This is a genomic window from Caulobacter sp. GW821-FHT12D05, assembly GCF_058807295.1.
This window is the reverse complement of the sequence record NZ_JBXAQO010000006.1, coordinates 139,710-156,146: the sequence shown is the minus strand read 5'-3', so window position 1 is coordinate 156,146 and position 16,437 is coordinate 139,710. Positions and strand designations below refer to the sequence as shown.

At 67.4% G+C, this 16,437-nt stretch carries 19 protein-coding genes; 6 read left to right on the top strand and 13 right to left on the bottom strand.

Annotation, left to right across the window (positions count from 1 at the left end):
• Positions 1 to 4 precede the first annotated feature (4 nt).
• The 4 genes from dipM to serS all read right to left on the bottom strand — a co-directional run bounded on the left by dipM (position 5) and on the right by serS (position 4,699).
• Positions 5 to 1,855 carry a cell division endopeptidase DipM gene (dipM, locus tag AC1RRR_RS25635; protein ID WP_492817451.1) on the bottom strand — a complete coding sequence of 617 codons (1,851 nt, stop codon included), beginning with the start codon at positions 1,853 to 1,855 and terminating at the stop codon, positions 5 to 7.
• Positions 1,856 to 1,947: 92 nt separating this feature from the next.
• Entirely contained in the window at positions 1,948 to 2,616 is a 669-nt protein-coding gene (locus AC1RRR_RS25630) for a protein-L-isoaspartate(D-aspartate) O-methyltransferase (RefSeq protein WP_291870469.1), read from the bottom strand.
• Positions 2,613 to 3,407, bottom strand: a complete 795-nt coding sequence (gene surE, locus AC1RRR_RS25625; RefSeq protein ID WP_492817449.1) for a 5'/3'-nucleotidase SurE — start codon at positions 3,405 to 3,407, stop codon at positions 2,613 to 2,615. The genes AC1RRR_RS25630 and surE overlap by 4 nt, the downstream gene beginning before the upstream one ends.
• The gene (gene serS, locus AC1RRR_RS25620) at positions 3,404 to 4,699 is read right to left on the bottom strand and encodes a serine--tRNA ligase (protein ID WP_492817447.1); all 1,296 of its coding nucleotides are present in this window, start codon (positions 4,697 to 4,699) and stop codon (positions 3,404 to 3,406) included. The genes surE and serS overlap by 4 nt, the downstream gene beginning before the upstream one ends.
• Before the next feature lie 373 nt (positions 4,700 to 5,072).
• Between serS and AC1RRR_RS25615 the strand changes: the two genes are divergently transcribed.
• Positions 5,073 to 5,540 carry a hypothetical protein gene (locus AC1RRR_RS25615; RefSeq protein ID WP_492817445.1) on the top strand — a complete coding sequence of 156 codons (468 nt, stop codon included), beginning with the start codon at positions 5,073 to 5,075 and terminating at the stop codon, positions 5,538 to 5,540.
• Positions 5,541 to 5,684: 144 nt separating this feature from the next.
• Positions 5,685 to 6,659, top strand: a complete 975-nt coding sequence (locus tag AC1RRR_RS25610) for a hypothetical protein (protein ID WP_492817443.1) — start codon at positions 5,685 to 5,687, stop codon at positions 6,657 to 6,659.
• Positions 6,660 to 6,665: 6 nt separating this feature from the next.
• Here the strand turns inward: AC1RRR_RS25610 and tatC are convergent, their stop codons facing one another.
• The 3 genes from tatC to AC1RRR_RS25595 form a co-directional block, all read right to left on the bottom strand.
• Positions 6,666 to 7,574: a twin-arginine translocase subunit TatC gene (gene tatC, locus AC1RRR_RS25605; protein WP_492817441.1), complete on the bottom strand. Its 909-nt coding sequence runs from the start codon at positions 7,572 to 7,574 to the stop codon at positions 6,666 to 6,668.
• On the bottom strand, positions 7,571 to 8,170 hold the full coding sequence (gene tatB / locus AC1RRR_RS25600; protein WP_492817439.1) for a Sec-independent protein translocase protein TatB: 600 nt from the start codon (positions 8,168 to 8,170) through the stop codon (positions 7,571 to 7,573). The genes tatC and tatB overlap by 4 nt, the downstream gene beginning before the upstream one ends.
• An 89-nt stretch (positions 8,171 to 8,259) precedes the next feature.
• Positions 8,260 to 8,487 (bottom strand): twin-arginine translocase TatA/TatE family subunit, encoded by a 228-nt coding sequence (locus AC1RRR_RS25595; RefSeq protein WP_291870457.1) that lies wholly within the window; start codon positions 8,485 to 8,487, stop codon positions 8,260 to 8,262.
• Positions 8,488 to 8,760: 273 nt separating this feature from the next.
• Between AC1RRR_RS25595 and AC1RRR_RS25590 the strand changes: the two genes are divergently transcribed.
• Complete coding sequence (locus AC1RRR_RS25590; protein WP_492817437.1) at positions 8,761 to 9,075, top strand: hypothetical protein; 315 nt, start codon at positions 8,761 to 8,763, stop codon at positions 9,073 to 9,075.
• 3 nt (positions 9,076 to 9,078) lie between these two features.
• Here the strand turns inward: AC1RRR_RS25590 and scpB are convergent, their stop codons facing one another.
• The 5 genes from scpB to AC1RRR_RS25565 form a co-directional block, all read right to left on the bottom strand.
• Positions 9,079 to 9,750 carry an SMC-Scp complex subunit ScpB gene (gene scpB, locus AC1RRR_RS25585; protein WP_492817435.1) on the bottom strand — a complete coding sequence of 224 codons (672 nt, stop codon included), beginning with the start codon at positions 9,748 to 9,750 and terminating at the stop codon, positions 9,079 to 9,081.
• Positions 9,747 to 10,571 (bottom strand): segregation and condensation protein A, encoded by an 825-nt coding sequence (locus AC1RRR_RS25580; RefSeq protein WP_492817433.1) that lies wholly within the window; start codon positions 10,569 to 10,571, stop codon positions 9,747 to 9,749. Before AC1RRR_RS25580 ends, scpB begins: the two co-directional genes overlap by 4 nt.
• A complete protein-coding gene (gene nagZ / locus AC1RRR_RS25575) occupies positions 10,568 to 11,608 on the bottom strand; it encodes a beta-N-acetylhexosaminidase (RefSeq protein ID WP_492817431.1) in 1,041 nt (346 codons plus the stop codon). Before nagZ ends, AC1RRR_RS25580 begins: the two co-directional genes overlap by 4 nt.
• A complete protein-coding gene (gene ftsN, locus AC1RRR_RS25570; RefSeq protein ID WP_492817429.1) occupies positions 11,605 to 12,414 on the bottom strand; it encodes a cell division protein FtsN in 810 nt (269 codons plus the stop codon). The genes nagZ and ftsN overlap by 4 nt, the downstream gene beginning before the upstream one ends.
• 165 nt (positions 12,415 to 12,579) lie before the next feature.
• The gene (locus AC1RRR_RS25565) at positions 12,580 to 13,764 is read right to left on the bottom strand and encodes a deoxyguanosinetriphosphate triphosphohydrolase (RefSeq protein WP_492817427.1); all 1,185 of its coding nucleotides are present in this window, start codon (positions 13,762 to 13,764) and stop codon (positions 12,580 to 12,582) included.
• Between the two features lie 88 nt (positions 13,765 to 13,852).
• Here AC1RRR_RS25565 and erpA point away from each other — a divergent pair, with 88 nt between their 5' ends.
• Positions 13,853 to 14,185, top strand: coding sequence for an iron-sulfur cluster insertion protein ErpA (gene erpA / locus AC1RRR_RS25560; protein ID WP_295111471.1), 333 nt, complete (start codon positions 13,853 to 13,855; stop codon positions 14,183 to 14,185).
• Here the strand turns inward: erpA and AC1RRR_RS25555 are convergent.
• Complete coding sequence (locus AC1RRR_RS25555; RefSeq protein WP_454715180.1) at positions 14,182 to 14,520, bottom strand: hypothetical protein; 339 nt, start codon at positions 14,518 to 14,520, stop codon at positions 14,182 to 14,184. The genes erpA and AC1RRR_RS25555 overlap by 4 nt on opposite strands.
• 35 nt (positions 14,521 to 14,555) lie before the next feature.
• Here AC1RRR_RS25555 and xth point away from each other — a divergent pair, with 35 nt between their 5' ends.
• Entirely contained in the window at positions 14,556 to 15,344 is a 789-nt protein-coding gene (gene xth, locus AC1RRR_RS25550; RefSeq protein ID WP_492817424.1) for an exodeoxyribonuclease III, read from the top strand.
• Positions 15,345 to 15,391: 47 nt separating this feature from the next.
• Positions 15,392 to 16,366 carry a hypothetical protein gene (locus AC1RRR_RS25545; protein ID WP_492817422.1) on the top strand — a complete coding sequence of 325 codons (975 nt, stop codon included), beginning with the start codon at positions 15,392 to 15,394 and terminating at the stop codon, positions 16,364 to 16,366.
• The last annotated feature ends 71 nt before the right edge of the window (positions 16,367 to 16,437 follow it).

Sequence of the window (16,437 nt, the reverse complement as noted above, 5' to 3'; positions counted from 1 at the left end):
GTTTTTAGCGCGGCAGGACCAGCGCCGGATCGACCGGCTTGGCCTTGTCCTTGGGCGTGGGCGCGTAACGCATCTCGAAGTGCAGCTTGGGCTCGTTGGTCCCGCCGGTGGCGCCGACCGCGCCCAGCTGTTCGCCCTGACGGACGTCCTGCTGCATCTTCACATTGATGCTGGAGAGGTGAGCGTAGGCCGTGACCCAGCCGTCGGCGTGACGCACCAGAACCAGGTTGCCGTAGCTGGGCACCTGGTTGCCGGCATAGGCCACCTTGCCTTCAGCGGCCGACAGGACCGGCGTGCCCGAGGCGGCGCGGATGTCCAGGCCGTCGTTGCGCTGGCCCGTGCTCTTGGCGCCGAAGTCCGAGATGATCTCGCCACGCACCGGCCAGGCGAACTTGCCGCGGCCCGAGGCGATGATCTCGGCCTCGGTCGGGGCGGCGCTGCTTTCGATGATCGGACGGGCCGACGACGGCGGCGGCGTCACCGGCTGAGCGGCGATCGGCGCGCTAGGACGCGAATAGGTGTTGCCGCTGGGCTGGTACGGAACCGGGCTGGACGGCGTCGGGGCCGGACGCGAGCTCGTCGGCGTCTCGACCTTGGCATAGCTGTTCGACGGCGTGGACGGCGCCGGCTTGGTCACCGTCGTCGTGGTCTTGATCGGACCCTTGTCCTTGAAGCCGTCGGGCAGGACCAGCTTCTGGCCCTTCTTGACCGAGGCGCTGGTCTTCAGGTCGTTCTCGGCCGCCAGTTCCTTGACGCTGACATTGAAGCGCTTGGCGACGCCGGTCAGGGTGTCGCCGCTCTGGGCGACATAGGCCTTGGACGTCGTCGCAGGCCCCTTGATCTTGGCGCCCAGCTTCAGCGGCTTGTCGCTGTCCAGGTCGTTGGCGTCGGCCAACTCCTTGATGCTCATGTCGAACTTGCGGGCGATCGCCGTCAGGGTGTCGCCCGACTTGACCGTGTGGACTTCGCGCGGGCCGGCCACCGAAACGACGGCGCCGGTGACGCTGAGCGTGGTGGTGCTGACCTGGGTGGTCGCCGGCTCTTCGTCGGCGGGCGGGGTGTAGGTCGGACGCGAGGGCGTCGGACGGGTCGGTGTCGGCGCGGCGGGCTCGGCGCCGGCCAGGCTGGTCGACGAGCCGGGCGTGCCCGGGATCACCGTCGTGGTCTTGATCGGGCCCTTGTCCTTGAAGCCGTCCGGCAGGACCAGCTTCTGGCCCTTCTTGATGGCCGAGCCGGTCTTCAGGTCGTTCTCGTCGGCCAGGGCCGCGGCGGTGACGTTGAAGCGCTTGGCGATGGCGAAGATGGTGTCGCCGGTCTGGACCACATAGGCCTTCTGCTCGCTGGCGGGGCCGGTGATCTTCTGGCCCAGGCGCAGGGTCTGGCCCTTCTTGAAATCATTGTCCTTGGCCAGGTCGTTGACGTTGACGTCAAAGCGCTTGGCGATCGAGGTCAGGGTGTCGCCAGACTTCACCACATGCACCTGCGGCTTGCCCGGCACAGTGACCACCGAACCCGTGACGGTGGTGGTGACCACGGTCTTGGGCGGAACCGGACGGATCACCGGCTGCGGGGCCGGCGCGGGCGGCAGCTCGGTGCGGCTCACCGGCGGGGCCAGGGGCTGGCTCTGGATCGGCTGAGGCGGCGGCAGGCGCTCGCTCTCGGGGGGCGAGGTCGGGACCGGAGCCTCGGCCTGCGGCTGGGCCGGGGCCTGGGTGATCGGGAAGTTCGGCGTCGGACGCGTGGTCGCCGGCGCCTGGCCTTCACGCGCCGGATACTGCGGCGCGTCGGTCGCGCAGGCGGAGAGCGTTCCAGCCGTCAGGGCGATCACCGCCGCTTGCGTCCACAACTGCCTCATAACGTCTCCTTTCCCGCCGGAGCCACCAAAGGGCTTCGTCAGGGTGAATCAACCTTTAACACCGAAGGTCGCGGATGCCGCGACCTCCAAACTCACTGATCCTTGGCGACGCCCGCCAGCAGCGGCACGAAGCGCACGTCGCACAGGATCTCTACCCGGAAGCCCCCCTTGCCGTCGCCGGCGTAGCGGCGAAGGCTCTGCACAGGCCCCTTCCCGACCGGCGCGACCAGCACGCCGTTGGGCTTCAGCTGCGAAAGCAGCCGCTTGGGATCATCTTCGGCCGCAGCCGTGACCATAATACGGTCGAACGGCGCCTGTTCGGCCCAACCTTCACCACCGTCCCCGAATTTGGTGATGACGTTGGTCAGGCCCAGGGTGTTGAAGCGGCTCTCGGCCTCCTTCATCAGGGTCCGATAGCGCTCGATCGTATAGACGAGGCGCGAGACCTTGCTCAGGATGGTGGTCTGGTAGCCCGACCCCGTGCCGATCTCCAGCACGCGCGAGCGCGGCTCGACCGTCAGGGCCTGGGTCATCAGGCCGACGATATAGGGCTGGCTGATGGTCTGGCCGCAGGCGATCGGCAGGGCCGAGTCTTCCCACGAGCGGTCCTTGAACAGGTCCGGCGTGAACAGGTCGCGCGGCGTGGTCTCGATGGCCTTCAGCACCTGCTGATCGGTCACCCCCTGGTCGCGCAGGGCCTGCATCAGGCGCGGCAGGTCGGCCTTGGCGTTCTCGGCGGCCTTGGTCGTCCTTCCGCTCATTCGCTCACCTTGAGCTTTGGCGGAGCGCCGCCCAGGACGCTCTTCAGCTTGTGAACGCTTTCGTGGTGCGTCAGGTCGATGTGCAGCGGCGTGACCGAGATGCGGCCTTCATAGATGGCGCGCAGGTCGGTGCCTTCGGCCGGCTGCGACGCCTTGGCCGAGAAGCCCATCCAGTAGTAGTCGCGGCCGCGCAGGTCGGTGCGCTTTTCCATGTTGCGCAGCAGGCCGTCGCGGAAACCCTGACGGGTCACCTCGACCGCCGTGACCTCTTCGATCGGCAGGGCCGGGAAGTTGACATTCATGACCACGTCGCTCGGCCAGCCCACCTCCAGCAGACGCTGGACGATGCCGGGGCCGAAGTGCTCGGCCGTCTCCCAGTGGGCGACGACCTCGTCATGGAAGAAGGTCATGGTCTGCGACAGGGCGATCGAGCGGATCCCGTGGGCCATGCCCTCGATGGCGCCGGCCACGGTGCCCGACAGGGTGACGTCCTCGGCCAGGTTCTGACCGCGGTTGACGCCCGACAGCACCAGGTCCGGCGCGGGACCGTCGATCAGCTGCTGCACGGCCATCATCACGCAGTCGGTCGGCGTGCCCTCGACGGCGAAGCGGCGGTCGTCCAGCTTGCGCACGCGGATCGGGTCCGACAGGGTCAGGGCCCGGCTGGCGCCCGACTGCTCGTATTCCGGCGCGCAGATCCAGACGTCGTCGCTCAGGGCGCGAGCGATCGTCTCCAGGGCCTTCAGGCCCGGCGCGTTGATGCCGTCGTCGTTGGTGAGGAGGATCCTCACGCATCGCCTCCGATGTGGGTGACCCCGCCCATATAGGGCTGCAGCACGGCCGGGATGTGGATGCGGCCGGCCTCGTCCTGATAGTTCTCCAGCACGGCCACCAGGGTGCGGCCGACGGCCAGGCCCGAGCCGTTCAGGGTGTGCACGAAGTGGCCGCCCTTCTCGCCAGTCTTGCGGTAGCGGGCGTCCATGCGGCGGGCCTGGAAGTCGCCGCAGTTCGAGCACGAGCTGATCTCGCGGTACATGTCCTGCGACGGCAGCCAGACTTCCAGGTCGTAGGTCTTCTTGGCGCCAAAGCCCATGTCGCCGGTGCACAGCAGCATGGTGCGGAACGGCAGCTCCAGCTTCTTCAGCACGGTCTCGGCGCACTCGACCATGCGCTGGTGCTCGGCTTCCGACTGGTCGGGCGTGGTGATCGAGACCAGCTCGACCTTGTAGAACTGGTGCTGGCGGATCATGCCGCGCGTGTCGCGACCGGCCGAGCCGGCCTCGGCGCGGAAGCTGGGCGTCAGGGCCGTCAGGCGCAGCGGCAGCTCTTCCTCGGCCACCAGCTGCTCGCGGACGATATTGGTCAGCGAGACCTCGGCGGTCGGGATCAGCCAGCGGTCGTCTTCGGTGTGGAACAGGTCGTCGGCGAACTTGGGCAGCTGGCCGGTGCCAAACAGCGCCTCGCTCTTCACCAGCAGCGGCGGGCTGATCTCGGTGTAGCCGTGCTCGACGGTCTGGACGTCCAGCATGAACTGGCCGATGGCGCGTTCCAGGCGAGCGATCTGGCTCTTCAGGACCACGAAGCGCGCGCCGCTCATGCGGGCGGCGGCCTCGAAGTCCATGCCGCCCAGGGCGTGGCCCAGGTCGACGTGGTCCTTGGGCGCGTTCAGCTTGCCGGCCGGCAGGGCCTTGGCGTCGCCCCAGACGCGCTGCTCGACGTTACCGCTCTCATCCTCGCCCACGGGAACTTCCGAGGCCGGGACGTTGGGCAGCGAGGCGAGCAGCTCCTTCAGCTTGCCGCCGACGATGGCTTCCTCTTCGGCGGCGGTCGCCATGACGCCTTTCAGCGCCTCCACCTCGGCCATCAGGCGCGAAGCTTCCGCCTCGTCCTTCTTGGCCTTGGCCTGGCCGATCAGCTTGGAGCTCTCGTTGCGCTTGGCTTGAGCTTCCTGCAGGGCGGTCTGGGCCGCGCGCAGCTGGGCGTCGAGTTTCACGGCCTCGGCGGCCGCGCCCGACCGGCCCTTGCCCGACCAATGCAGGTCGAACGCTTCGGGATTGTCGCGGATGGCCTTGATGTCGTGCATCGAACGCTAGCTCGGAAGAGGCAGGAGAAACGCCCTCTCTAAGGCGCGTCGGCGGGGGCGCCAAGCTTTCCAGGCGGCCTGCCCGGCTCTCAACGGCTTCGTGATCCGGCGCGACGGCGGCGAAACCTGGGCGTCATTGCGCAAAAACCCGATTTCGGGACACGTGCGACCGCATGACGCAGGGCTGAAAAGCCGTTCTTTCCCTGTTTTCGCGCCGATCCGCACGAACCATCCAACTGTTAACGGAAATTAGCCGCGCTTTGTCATGACGGCTTAATCCCGATGCCCGAAAAGCCGCGCCAAGTTCAGTACGCGTCCTTTTTCAGCGGCCCTCCCCGGCCCTCCCGATCATTCATTAGGAACAAGAAACACCATGAAGACGTTCGCCGCTTTCGCCGCCCTCGCCATCGCCGCCGCCATCGCCGCCCCGGCTGGCGCCAAGACCGCCGCCGCTGAAGTCCGCGTCTCGATCGCCGGCAAGAACTCGGTCCAGATCGAAAACGACATCAAGGCCGCCGCCGCCACCGTCTGCGCCGACAGCTCGAAGCTGAACGCCCAGGACTGCATCGAAGGCGCCACCACCAGCGCTCACCGCCAGCTGGCCTCGCTGCTGCGCGCTCGCGACTCGGGCAAGGCCTTCGCCAACGAAACCGTTTCGGTCGTCCGCATCTCGCTGAAGGGCAAGACCCGCGACCAGATCCACTCGGAAATCCGCGCCGCCGCGGCCACGGTCTGCAAGGCCCAGCCGAACTTCAGCGTCGTGAGCTACCAGGCCTGCGTGACCGACACCGTCCGCGCCGCCAAGGCCCAACTGCAGGCGCGCATGGGCGCCGCCGCCTAAGTTTCACTCGCTTATCTGAGTGGAATACGGAGGGCTCCGCGGCTTAAGCCGCGGGGCCCTTTTCTATGCCGCACGCCACAATCTGAGGGTTGGTAGAGGGTCGCCATACGCCTAGATTGCAGACGACAGATCAGGTTGGCGGTGATGGATCCTTCAGCGAAGACCGCCTTTCGATGGCGTCCCGACAAGGGCCCCGATCCGACCGCGCTCGAGCGTCTGCGAAACGCGTTTCCCCGCCCGCACGCCGCCATGGGCGAGGCCTGGTTCATGAGCCAAGAGCGAAGGTTCTTCACCGAGCTTCTCGGCGATCTCGACCTCGTTCCCGCCGCGGATCTGATGACCGCGCTGACGGAGATCGCCAACGGGACGACCGCCTTCGGCCCGGCGGACGAATGGCGCGACTGGTTTTTCTACCTGCTGCCGCGCCTTGTTCCTCGCGCTCACGAGTCACCCACCCGCGAGCAGCTTCTGGAGTATCTGGCCAACGCGGTGTTCGCGGTCCATCCGCAGGGGCTCGACGACGGGCCGTATTCGGGCTTTCGTGAAGATGTCCTGGCGACGCTGGGACACGCCCTGATGGACGCCGAACGCTGGCCAGTTGGTGTCCTGAATGTGGAACTGGGCCTGAACCGCTGCCTCTCGCCCCGGAATGGGATATGGGGCTGGAATAGCGCGAGCGGCCCGCTGTCGGCCTCGATGTTTCTGTGCCTGAAATATCTTCGGCACGAGGAGATCGGTCCATGGCTCACGTCGGTCTTCGAGATCGAGGACCCGCACTGGCGCGCCCTGGTCATGTCCTGGCTGCTCGGCGCCCACCCCGCTCTGGTCGGAGCCGTGCGGCAACCAAGCCAGTTCGAGAAGCTCTATCCCGACATCCAATGGGCCTGGAGCCACTGCTTCAACGGAAACTATCCCGAGGTCGATGGCGGCGCCCCGATCGACTTCATTCCCAGGGCCAATCTGGACGCCGCGATGCAGGCCGTACGGAGCCATTTCACCGAGGCGGTGATGTTGGGCTGGATCGAGGTCTTCGCCAAGGATCCGTCGGTCGAGGCCGAGCTGGCCGCTATACCTCTGTGGTTCCAGGAAGCATACTTCCCGTCGAGCCCGCCGGCGTGACGGTCGCTAGACCGACACGATATCCGTGCCGGCTTCTTCGTCGTCCTCGCGCTTGCGGCGGCGTTCGATCAGCCACACGCACCAGATCGAGATTTCGTAGAGCAGGCACAGCGGCACGGCCAAGGTGATCTGGCTGATCGGGTCCGGCGGGGTGACGACGGCGGCCACCACGAAGACGGCGACGATGGCGTAGCGACGGCCGGTGCGCAGCATCTGCGAGGTGACCAGGCCCGCCAGGCCGCCCAGCGACAGCACCACCGGCAGCTGGAAGCTGAGACCGAAGGCCAGCAGCAGCGTCGTGACCAGGGTCAGATATTCCGACACCCGCGTCTGCAACACCACCTTCACGCCGTCGCCGACGATCTGCTGGCTCAGCGAGAACCACAGCACGAACGGCAGCATCACGTAATAGACCAGCGACGCGCCCATCAGGAACAGCACCGGCGAGGCGATCAGGAACGGCAGGAACGCGTTGCGCTCCTTCTTGTACAGACCCGGCGCGACGAAGCGGTACAGCTGCCAGGCGATGATCGGGAAGGCGATGATGATCGCGCCGAACGCCGCCAGCTTGATGTTGGTGAAGAACTGCTCCAGCGGCGCGGTGGCCTGCAGGGTGATCTGGGCCAGCGAGGCGGCCGGGACCTTCTTCACGCCGATCAGGGCCAGGATCAGGTCGAACGAGCCATGGTGGCCGCCGGCGTCCTGCACGGCCTTCAAGCCCTCGGCCACCGTGAACGGGCGGACCAGGAACAGGAAGATCGGCTTCACGAACGCAAAGCAGATGCCGAACGCCACGGCGATGGCGCCGACGCAGATGATCAGGCGGGTGCGCAGCTCGACCAGGTGGTCCAGCAGCGGGGCGCGCGAGGACTCAATCTCGTCCTCGGTGTCGTATCCGATGGCTTTATCGTTCACGAGACGATGTCCGAAGCGGTCGAGCCGCCGGCCTTGGCGGCGCGCTTACGCGGCGCGCGAACGGCCTTGGGGGCTTCGACGGTAATGTCTTTCTTGGTCGCGGCGGCGGCCTTCTTGCGCGGCGCGGCCTTGGTGGGCTCGACGACCACTGGCTCGGCAGCAGCGACAGCCTTCTTGCGCGGCGCGCGCTTGGGCTTCTCGACAATCTCCACGCCCGGCTCGGCCGGTGGAAGGATCGCGTTGTCGGTGGTCAGGGCCGGATTGTGGATCTCGCACCCGGCATAAGGATGCATCTGCGTGGCGCCGCTGGACAGCGAGGCGTCGATGTCGGCGAAGACCCGGTCGACGCCGGTGTCCTGCACGGGATTGGTGAACTGGCCGGCGCGCATGGCCTGCACTTCGCGGCGCAGCTCGTCCAACTCGGACTGGCGCGCCATCTCGTCGAAGCTGGCTCGGAATTCCGAAGCCATGCCACGCATGCGCCCGACGAACTGGCCGAGCTTGCGCAGGAGAACGGGCAAATCCTTGGGACCGACCACGATCAGGGCGACGGCGGCGATGACAAGGAGTTCAGTGCCGCCGATATCAGGTAGCATGGACGCGCCTTAGAACGGCGGAGCGTTACTGCCCCCCGCGTGGTTGGATCGTCGCGCGCGAAGAGCCCCTCCCCGCGCGCCCTAAAGCCTTACGACTTGCGAAGCTCTTCGGCTTCCTGCTCGGTGCGCGGCAGCGCGCCCTTGGCCTTGTTGTCAGCCACTTCGCTGCTCGTGTCGTCGTCCTTCAGGCCTTCCTTGAACGCCTTAATGCCCTTGGCCGCGTCACCCATGATGCCCGACAGCTTGCCGCGGCCACCGAACAGCAGCAGCACCACGATAGCGACGATGATCCAGTGGATAGGACCGAAACTTCCCATAACCGAGACTCCTTGCGACAAGCGCCCTGTAGCCGCTGTGACGCGTCGTTACAACATGCCGGACAATATAGGCGCTCGCGGGGCCGCCGACCATCGTTCGCCAGTAGGGCGAGACGTCGCGTGAGCCTCGGCAAGTTCTGCTCGGTCAAGTTGACCGCCTGGTAGCGCTTTCACCAACCCCTTACGCCACAAGCCATTGAAAAGCATAGCTAAGCGCAGCTGGCGCGGTTCTTGCCAGAATGTCGCACCCATTGTGCCCGGGAGCGCGTTCGCATGTCGATTTCCTCGATCGGTTCTTTCTCCCCCTACGCCGGGGTCTCCCCCGGCCTGAGCACCTCGTCCAACGCGCCGGTCGGCGAGCCGTCGGCCCGCGACGAGTTCCTGAAGTTCCAGAAGATGACGCCCGCCGAGAAGATGCGGGCCATGATGCTGGCCAAGCTGGGCGTGACCGAGGAAGAGCTCAAGGCCATGAAGCCGGAAGAGCGCAAGAAGGTCGAAGACAAGCTCAAGGAAATGATCAAGCAGGAGGTCGAGCAGGACCCCAACCGCAAGGATCAGAAGGGCCTGGTGGCGAACATCTTCGCCTAAGCCCTAATCCGCCTTTTCAGGCTCGCCCAGGAAGTCCTGGGCGAATTCTGGCTGTTCGCCGTCGTCGAGGTCCAGCGGATCCTCGTCCTCGTTCGGGCGCAGGCCCAGCGGATCGGGCACCGAGAAGCCCGGCGGCAGGTTCATTTCCAGAAGGCCCGCGGCCTTCATCTCGGCAATGCCCGGCAGGTCGCCCAGATTGGCCAGGCCGTAGTGCTCCAGGAACGCATCCGTCGTCCCGAACGTCACCGGCCGGCCCGGCGTGCGCCGACGGCCCCGCATGCGGATCAGACCCAGCTCCAAGAGGACGTCGATCGTGCCCCGGCTAGCCTGGACGCCACGCACGGCCTCGATCTCGGCCCGAGTCACCGGCTGGTGGTAGGCGACGATGGCCAGGGTCTCCTGGGCGGCCTTGGACAGGCGCCGCGGCTCCTCGCGCTCTTCGGTCATCAGGAACGACAGGTCGACCGCTGTCTGGAAGCGCCAACGGCCGGCCACCTCGACCAGTTCGATCCCCCTGCCCTCATAGCGCGCCCGAAGACCCGTCAGGCCAGCGGCGATGTCGGCGCCTTCCGGCAGGCGCTTGGCCAGGTCGACGTCGCTGAGCGGCTCGGCCGCCGCGAACAGCAGGGCCTCGATGCAGCGCTCGACGAAGAGCGGTTCCAGTTCGACGGTCATTCGGTGACCTCTAGCGGCTCCGCTCTCGTCCGCAAGTAGATGTCCTTGAAGTGCTCCAGCTGACGAGCCTCCAGAATGCCCTCCTTCACCAGCTCCAGCGAGGCCGACAGGGTCGAGGCCAGGTACGAGGCCGGCGTGGGGCCGTCATCGTCCTCCAGCGCCTTCTCGATCGGGGCGATGGTGGAGAGGACCGTCCAGTCCTCCATCTTCGGCAGCAGGCTGCGCAGGCGGTCGCGGGCGTCCTCCAGCGGATAGGCCGTCGGCGGGCGCGGCGCGTAGTGGCGGCTGTGCTCGCGCTTGCGCTGGGTGATGTAGGCGCTCATCAGGCCATAGAGGTCGCCCTCCAGCCGGGTCGAGGAGACGATCTTTACGGCTTCAGGGTCGCCACGCATGAAGACGTCGCGGCCAATGATCGGACGCTCCTTCAGGGCTTCGACGGCTTTGCGCATGACGTCCAGCTTGGCCAGGCGGAAGGCCAGCTGCGCGGCCATCTCCTCGGCTGGCGGCTCCTCGGCCTTGGCGCGTTCGGGCTTGGGCAGCAGCAGGCGGGATTTGAGGTAGGCCAGCCAGGCGGCCATCACCAGATAGTCGGCGGCCAGCGAGAACCGCACGCGGCGCGCCTGCTGCACGAAGGCCAGGTACTGCTCGGCCAGCTTGGTGATCGACAGCTGCAGCAGGTCGACCTTCTGGCTGCGGGCCAGCGCCAGCAGCACGTGCAGCGGGCCTTCGTAGCCGTCGATGTCGATGACCAGCGCCGCGCCGTCTTCGGCCGCTTCATCGGCGGCGGCAAAGTCGAAAGTGGGCTGGAAGCCCGTGTTCAAGCGTATTTGCCGTCGAACGCCGCGTCGAAGCGGGCGCGGGCCTCGGCCACGTCGAAGGGCTCGGGAACCTTGACCAGGCGGCCCATCACGGCCTGGGCGCGGCGGCGGGCTTCCTTGCTCAGCTTGCCGACACCCGACATCACGGCCTTCATCTCGGCCATGTCGCCGTTGCAGTGCAGGACGACGTCGCAGCCGGCCGACAGGCTGTCCTTGGCGCGCTGCTTGAAGTCACCGCTCAGGGCCTTCATCGACAGGTCGTCGCTCATCAAGAGGCCGTCGAAGCCGATCGACTCGCGGATGATCTTCTTGATGGCCTTCTTGGACGTGGTGGCCGGGTTCTTGCGGTCGATGGCCGTGTAGACGACGTGGGCCGTCATCGCCATCGGCATGTCGGACAGCACGCGGAACGGCGCGAAGTCGCGCTTGTCCAGCTCTTCCAGCTTGGCCTTCACGACCGGCAACTCCAGGTGGCTGTCGCTCATGGCGCGGCCGTGGCCGGGGATGTGCTTGATGATGGGCAGGACGCCGCCGGCCAGCAGCCCTTCGGCCGCCGCGCGGCCCAGGGTCGCCACCTGTTCGGGCGTGTCACCATAGGCGCGGTCGCCGATGATCTCGTGGCCCTTGGGGTCGGGCACGTCCAGCACCGGCACGCAGTCGACATTGATGCCGAGGCTGAGCAGGTCATGGGCGATCAGGCGCGAACCCAGGCGGGTGATCTCACGCGCCGTCAGCGGGTCGTTGGCCACCAGCTCGCCATAGGCGCGGCCCGGCGGATAGATGCGCCAGTGCGGCGGTTGCAGGCGAGCGACGCGGCCGCCCTCCTGGTCGATCAGGATGGGCGCGTCAGGCCGACCCACCGTCTCGCGCAGGGCCGCCGTCAGAGCGCGCACCTGGTTGGGATCGGCGATGTTGCGCTTGAACAGGATGAAGCCCCACGGCTTCACGTCCTTGAACAAGGCGACCTCTTCGGCCGTCAGCGTGGTTCCGGCGCAGCCGAGGATGGCGGCGGAAGACGAGGCGCCCATCAGGAGGCTCATTTGACGAAGCAGGACTTGCCCGAGGCCGAGATGGCCTCGCAGAACGCCTTGGCCGCTTCGCGCGAGGCAAAGCCCGTGACCGAGGTGCGGTAGAGCGTGGCGCCGTTCTTATCGATCGCCTCGACCTTCTTGCCCTTGCCGGCGGCCAGGCCGGGGGCCAGGCGGGTGGCTTCGGTCCAGGCCTTGTCGGCCAGGGCGGGCGACGACAGCGCGCCGATCTGCACCGAGGCAGGACCGGAAACCGTAGCGACAGGCTTGGGAGCCGGCGCCGGCGCCGTGGCGGCGACCTGGACAGGCTTGGGCGCGGCGGCGACCGGCCGCTGGGCGGCGGCAGTGGCCAGCGACTCGATGGTCGGGGCCGGCTTAGCGGCCGGGGTGGCCGGCTGCGTCACGGTCGGCGCGGGCTTGGCGGCCGGCAGAGCGGCGGTCTGGACCGGCGCGGTGGGCATCGGCGCGGCCGGGCGAGCCTGCGGCGTCTCGGGCGGCGCGGCGAAGGTCGCCGACGGCTGCGGGTCCTCGTTGTGATAGATTTGCAGGCCCGCGGCGGGGTCCTGCGGCTGGCTGCCGGCCGGCGGCGGGGTCTTCATCTGGGCGACCTCGGTCCCCACGGCCTGCGGCGGCTCGTTCGGATTCCGGATGCCGCCGCGATAGATCATCACCACCGCGACGACCAGCGTCACCAGCACCACCGCGCTGATGATCAGGGTCATGGGCAGAGGACGGGCGCCGCGCACGGGCTGACGCGCGTCGAACGACAGCGGCGCGTCGGTGGGCGGCGTATAGGCCCCGCGGTGCGGATCGGACATTTCAGCTAGGCTCCAAAGTACTCAGGCACGCGGATCGAACGCCTCGAATCAGACGCGCGCGACCCTAGGTTACCCTTCGAGGGCGCGTCTCAGAAGCGTCCGCCCCGCTCAGGTGGCAGACTTCAAGCCGCTCGCGTCCCCGTTCCGAGTCTTGAGCCTTACGGCCTAGTTCCAGACGTCGAGGTGGAACAGCTTGCGATGTTCTTCTATCGCGAAGCGGTCGGTCATGCCCGCGATATAGTCACACACCACGCGAGCCCGGCCGGCTTCGTCGCGGTTCTGCGACTTGGCGAACCAGACGGTCGGCAGGACCTCCGGCTCCCTCAGGAATAGCGTGAACATTTCGCCGAGAATACGGCGAGCCTGGCTGCGGGTGCGATTGACGCGCCAGTGGCGGTACATGCGCTCGTAGAGGAAGGCGCGCAGGCGGGCCAGGTCCTCGGCCATGTCGGGCGAGAAGGCGACCAGGGCGTGGTCCAGGCCGCGGACGTCGTCGGCCGAGCTCACGCCGGTGGCGGCGGCGCGCTGCAGGGTCTCGCCCATCACGTCGTCGATCATCGCGCCGATCATGCGGCGGACGGCTTCCAGATGGGTCAGGCGCGGGTCGAGGTCGGGACGCTCGCTCTTCACCGCGAACAGGATCGGGCCGATCAGCGGCACGTCCAGCAGCTCGTCCAGGGTGAACAGGCCGGCCGTAACGCCGTCGTCGACGTCATGGTTGTTGTAGGCGATGTCGTCGGCCAGGGCCGCGACCTGCGCCTCGGCCGACGCCCAGGTGTTCAGGCCCAGCTCGTACTCGTTGTCGTACTTCTGGATGGCCTTCCAGGACGGCTTGCCCAGCTTGTTGGTCACCGGGCCGTTGTGCTTGATGATCCCTTCCAGGGTCTCCCAGGTCAGATTCAGGCCCAGATAGTCCGGATAGCGGTGCTCCAGCTCGGTCACGACCCGGAACGTCTGGACGTTATGGTCGAAGCCGCCGTACTCGCGCATCTGGATCTCGAGCTCGTCCTCGCCGGCGTGGCCGAACGGCGGGTGGCCCAGATCGTGGCCCAGGGCGATGGTCTCGGCCAGGTCGCTGTCCAGGCCCAGGGCCGTGGCCAGCGAGCGCGCCACCTGCGCCACTTCCAGCGAATGGGTCAGGCGGGTGCGGAAATTATCGCCCTCGTGCGCCACGAAGACCTGGGTCTTCTCCTTCAGGCGGCGGAAGGCCGAGGTATGGATAATGCGGTCGCGATCGCGCGCGAACGGGGTCCGGGTGCGGCTTTCGTCCTCCTGGAACCGGCGGCCCTTCGATTTGAAGGGATCTTCGGCATACGGCGCGCGGGGGACGAAGTACGGGGTCGAGGACATGAACCGCCTTTATCGCGTTTGACCATTTGACCTCTTCCGTAGAGGCCGCGTCACCCTCATATAAGCGCAAGGTGACTTTTCCACAGCCATGACCCAGACAGACTTAACGCTTTCCGAAAACGCCGCGCGCCGGATCAAGACCATCGCCGCCAGCGAGGGCCGCCCCCTGATGCTGCGCGTCGCCGTCGACGGTGGCGGCTGCTCGGGCTTCCAGTATCGCTTCGACCTGGTCGATACCGTCGAGGACGATGACCTGAAGATCGAGCGTGACGACGCCGTGGCCTTGGTCGACGTCGTCTCCCTGGCCCTGCTGAAGGGCTCGGAGATCGACTTCGTCGACGAACTGGCCGGCGCCGAATTCCGCGTCCGCAACCCGAACGCCAAGTCCAGCTGCGGCTGCGGGGTCAGCTTCTCGATCTAGGTCGGGACAAACTGTAAGAGCGTCAACGCTACCGCGCCCCAGGCCAGCGGGGCGGCCATGGCGGCCCAGGACAGGGTCGTCTCGTTCTTGCGCCACAGGATCCAGCCGGCCAGCGGGGCCAGCAGGCACACCACCCAGAACGAGGCGGCGAACACGAAGCCCAGCCAGGCGACCGGGTTCATCAGGTTGCCCGAGCGGTCGAAGACCAGCGGCGTGAAGATCGCCAGGATGCCGCCCAACACGGCCAGGCCTAGGCATGCGCCGGTGGCGACGACCATCAGGATGACCTGTCTCTTGTCGATCGTTCGTTTGCTCGACTTGAGTGCGCCCGTCATGCGCCCTAGCCTCCCGCCGCTGTCTGGAGCCGTCAATGCGTATAGCCACCTGGAACGTCAATTCGATCAACGCTCGCCTGGAAGGCGTGCTGGCCTGGTTCGAATCGGAGGCCCCGGACGTCGCGGTGCTCCAAGAGATCAAATGCGTCGACGAGAAGTTCCCGACCGAAGCCTTCGAGCGCCTGGGCTACAACGTCGTCGTCCACGGCCAGAAGACCTATAACGGCGTGGCCCTGCTGTCGAAGCTCCCGATCGACGACGTGCGCAAGGGCCTGCCGTTCCTGTCGGAGGACGAGGTCGACGAGCAGTCGCGCTACGTCGAGGCGGTGATCAATGCGCCCACGCCGTTCCGCGTGGTCGGTATCTACCTGCCCAACGGCAATCCGATCGGCACGGAAAAGTTCGACTACAAGCTGGCCTGGATGCGCCGGCTGCACGCCCACGCCCAAGGCCTGCTGGCCTTCGAGGAGCCCCTGGTCATCCTAGGCGACTACAACGTCATCCCCGAGGCCGAAGACGTGGCCAATCCCGAAGCCTGGCTGGGCGACGCGCTCTATCAGCCCGAGAGCCGGGGCGCGTTCCGGGCGCTGAAGAACCTGGGCTTCGCCGACGCCTACATGCAGGTCGACGGCGCGCCGGGCGGCTACACCTTCTGGGACTATCAGGCCGGCGCCTGGCCTCGGAACTTGGGGATCCGCATCGACCACCTGCTGTGCTCGCCCCAGGCCGCCGACCGCCTGGAGGCCGTCGTCATCCACCGCGACGAGCGCGACAAGGAAAAGCCCTCCGACCACGTGCCTGTCGTCGGCCACTTCCGCGACTAGCCGCCGCCTGTCCCAGAAACACGACTCTCGTTAGCCTGAGCCTCACTATGAGCGAGCTTGCGCGTCTCCTGTTGTTTGTCGCCATCGCCGGTACGGCGGTGACGTTCCTCGGCAGCCTGGCCATCTGGTACGGCGACGAGGACCGACGTATCCGCCGCGCCCTGCGCAACGTGCTGAAAAGCGAGCCTGAAGGCCTGATCGTCGCGCGCGGTCGGGGTCGCGGCGCGGGCTTCTCGTTCGCCACCAACCTCCTGGCCGTGGCCTGGGACCGGGGCGCCTGGTGCTTGGTCTATCGTTTGGACGAGATGATGGGCGCCGAGCTGCTGGTCGACGGCCAGGTGATGGGCCGGGTGTTCCGAGGCGAAGGCCGCCGGGCCATCGACCACGTCGCGCCCCAGGCCGAGCGGGTCACCCTGCGCCTGATCTTCGACGACCCGCGCCACCCTGACTTCACTCTGGACCTGTGGGCCCCCGGCGACGAGCAGCGCCGCGAGACCGCCTCGCCCGCCGAGCTGGTGCAGGAGGCCAACCGCTGGCTGGCCCGCTGCGAGGCGATCGTCCGCCGTCCGCTGCCGCCACGTCCGGAGAAGCCGGCCGCGGCGCCGGCGACGGTCGCCACTCGCCCCGCTCCCGCGCCAACGCCGGCCCCCGCGCCCTTGGTCGACGACTTCGACGACGAGGCGTTCGAGGACGAGGACGACGACTTCCAGGCGCCGCCTCCGCCCCTGCCCGACACCCCGCCGCCGCTGTCGCGTCGCTCGTCGTTCGACAACGTTCCCCGCGCTGGCGCGGCCCGCCCGATCTCGCGCCCGAGCACGCCAGCGCCCGCGCCCGCGCCGGCTCCGGCTCCGGCCAAGGCGCGCACGGCCGAGCCCGACATGTTCGACGACCCGCCGTGGGACGACGAAGATGAGCTGCCGGCTCTGCGTCCCGCGCCGGAACCGGAATACAAACCCGTCTCGAAGGCCCGTCGCGAGACCGCCAGCGACCAGGACGAGCTGCCGTTCGACTTGGACGACTAGCGCTGATCACGCTTTCGGGATCGGCTATCGCCGTTCTGCCTTTTTCGATTGCTGCGACGCAGCGACGGGCG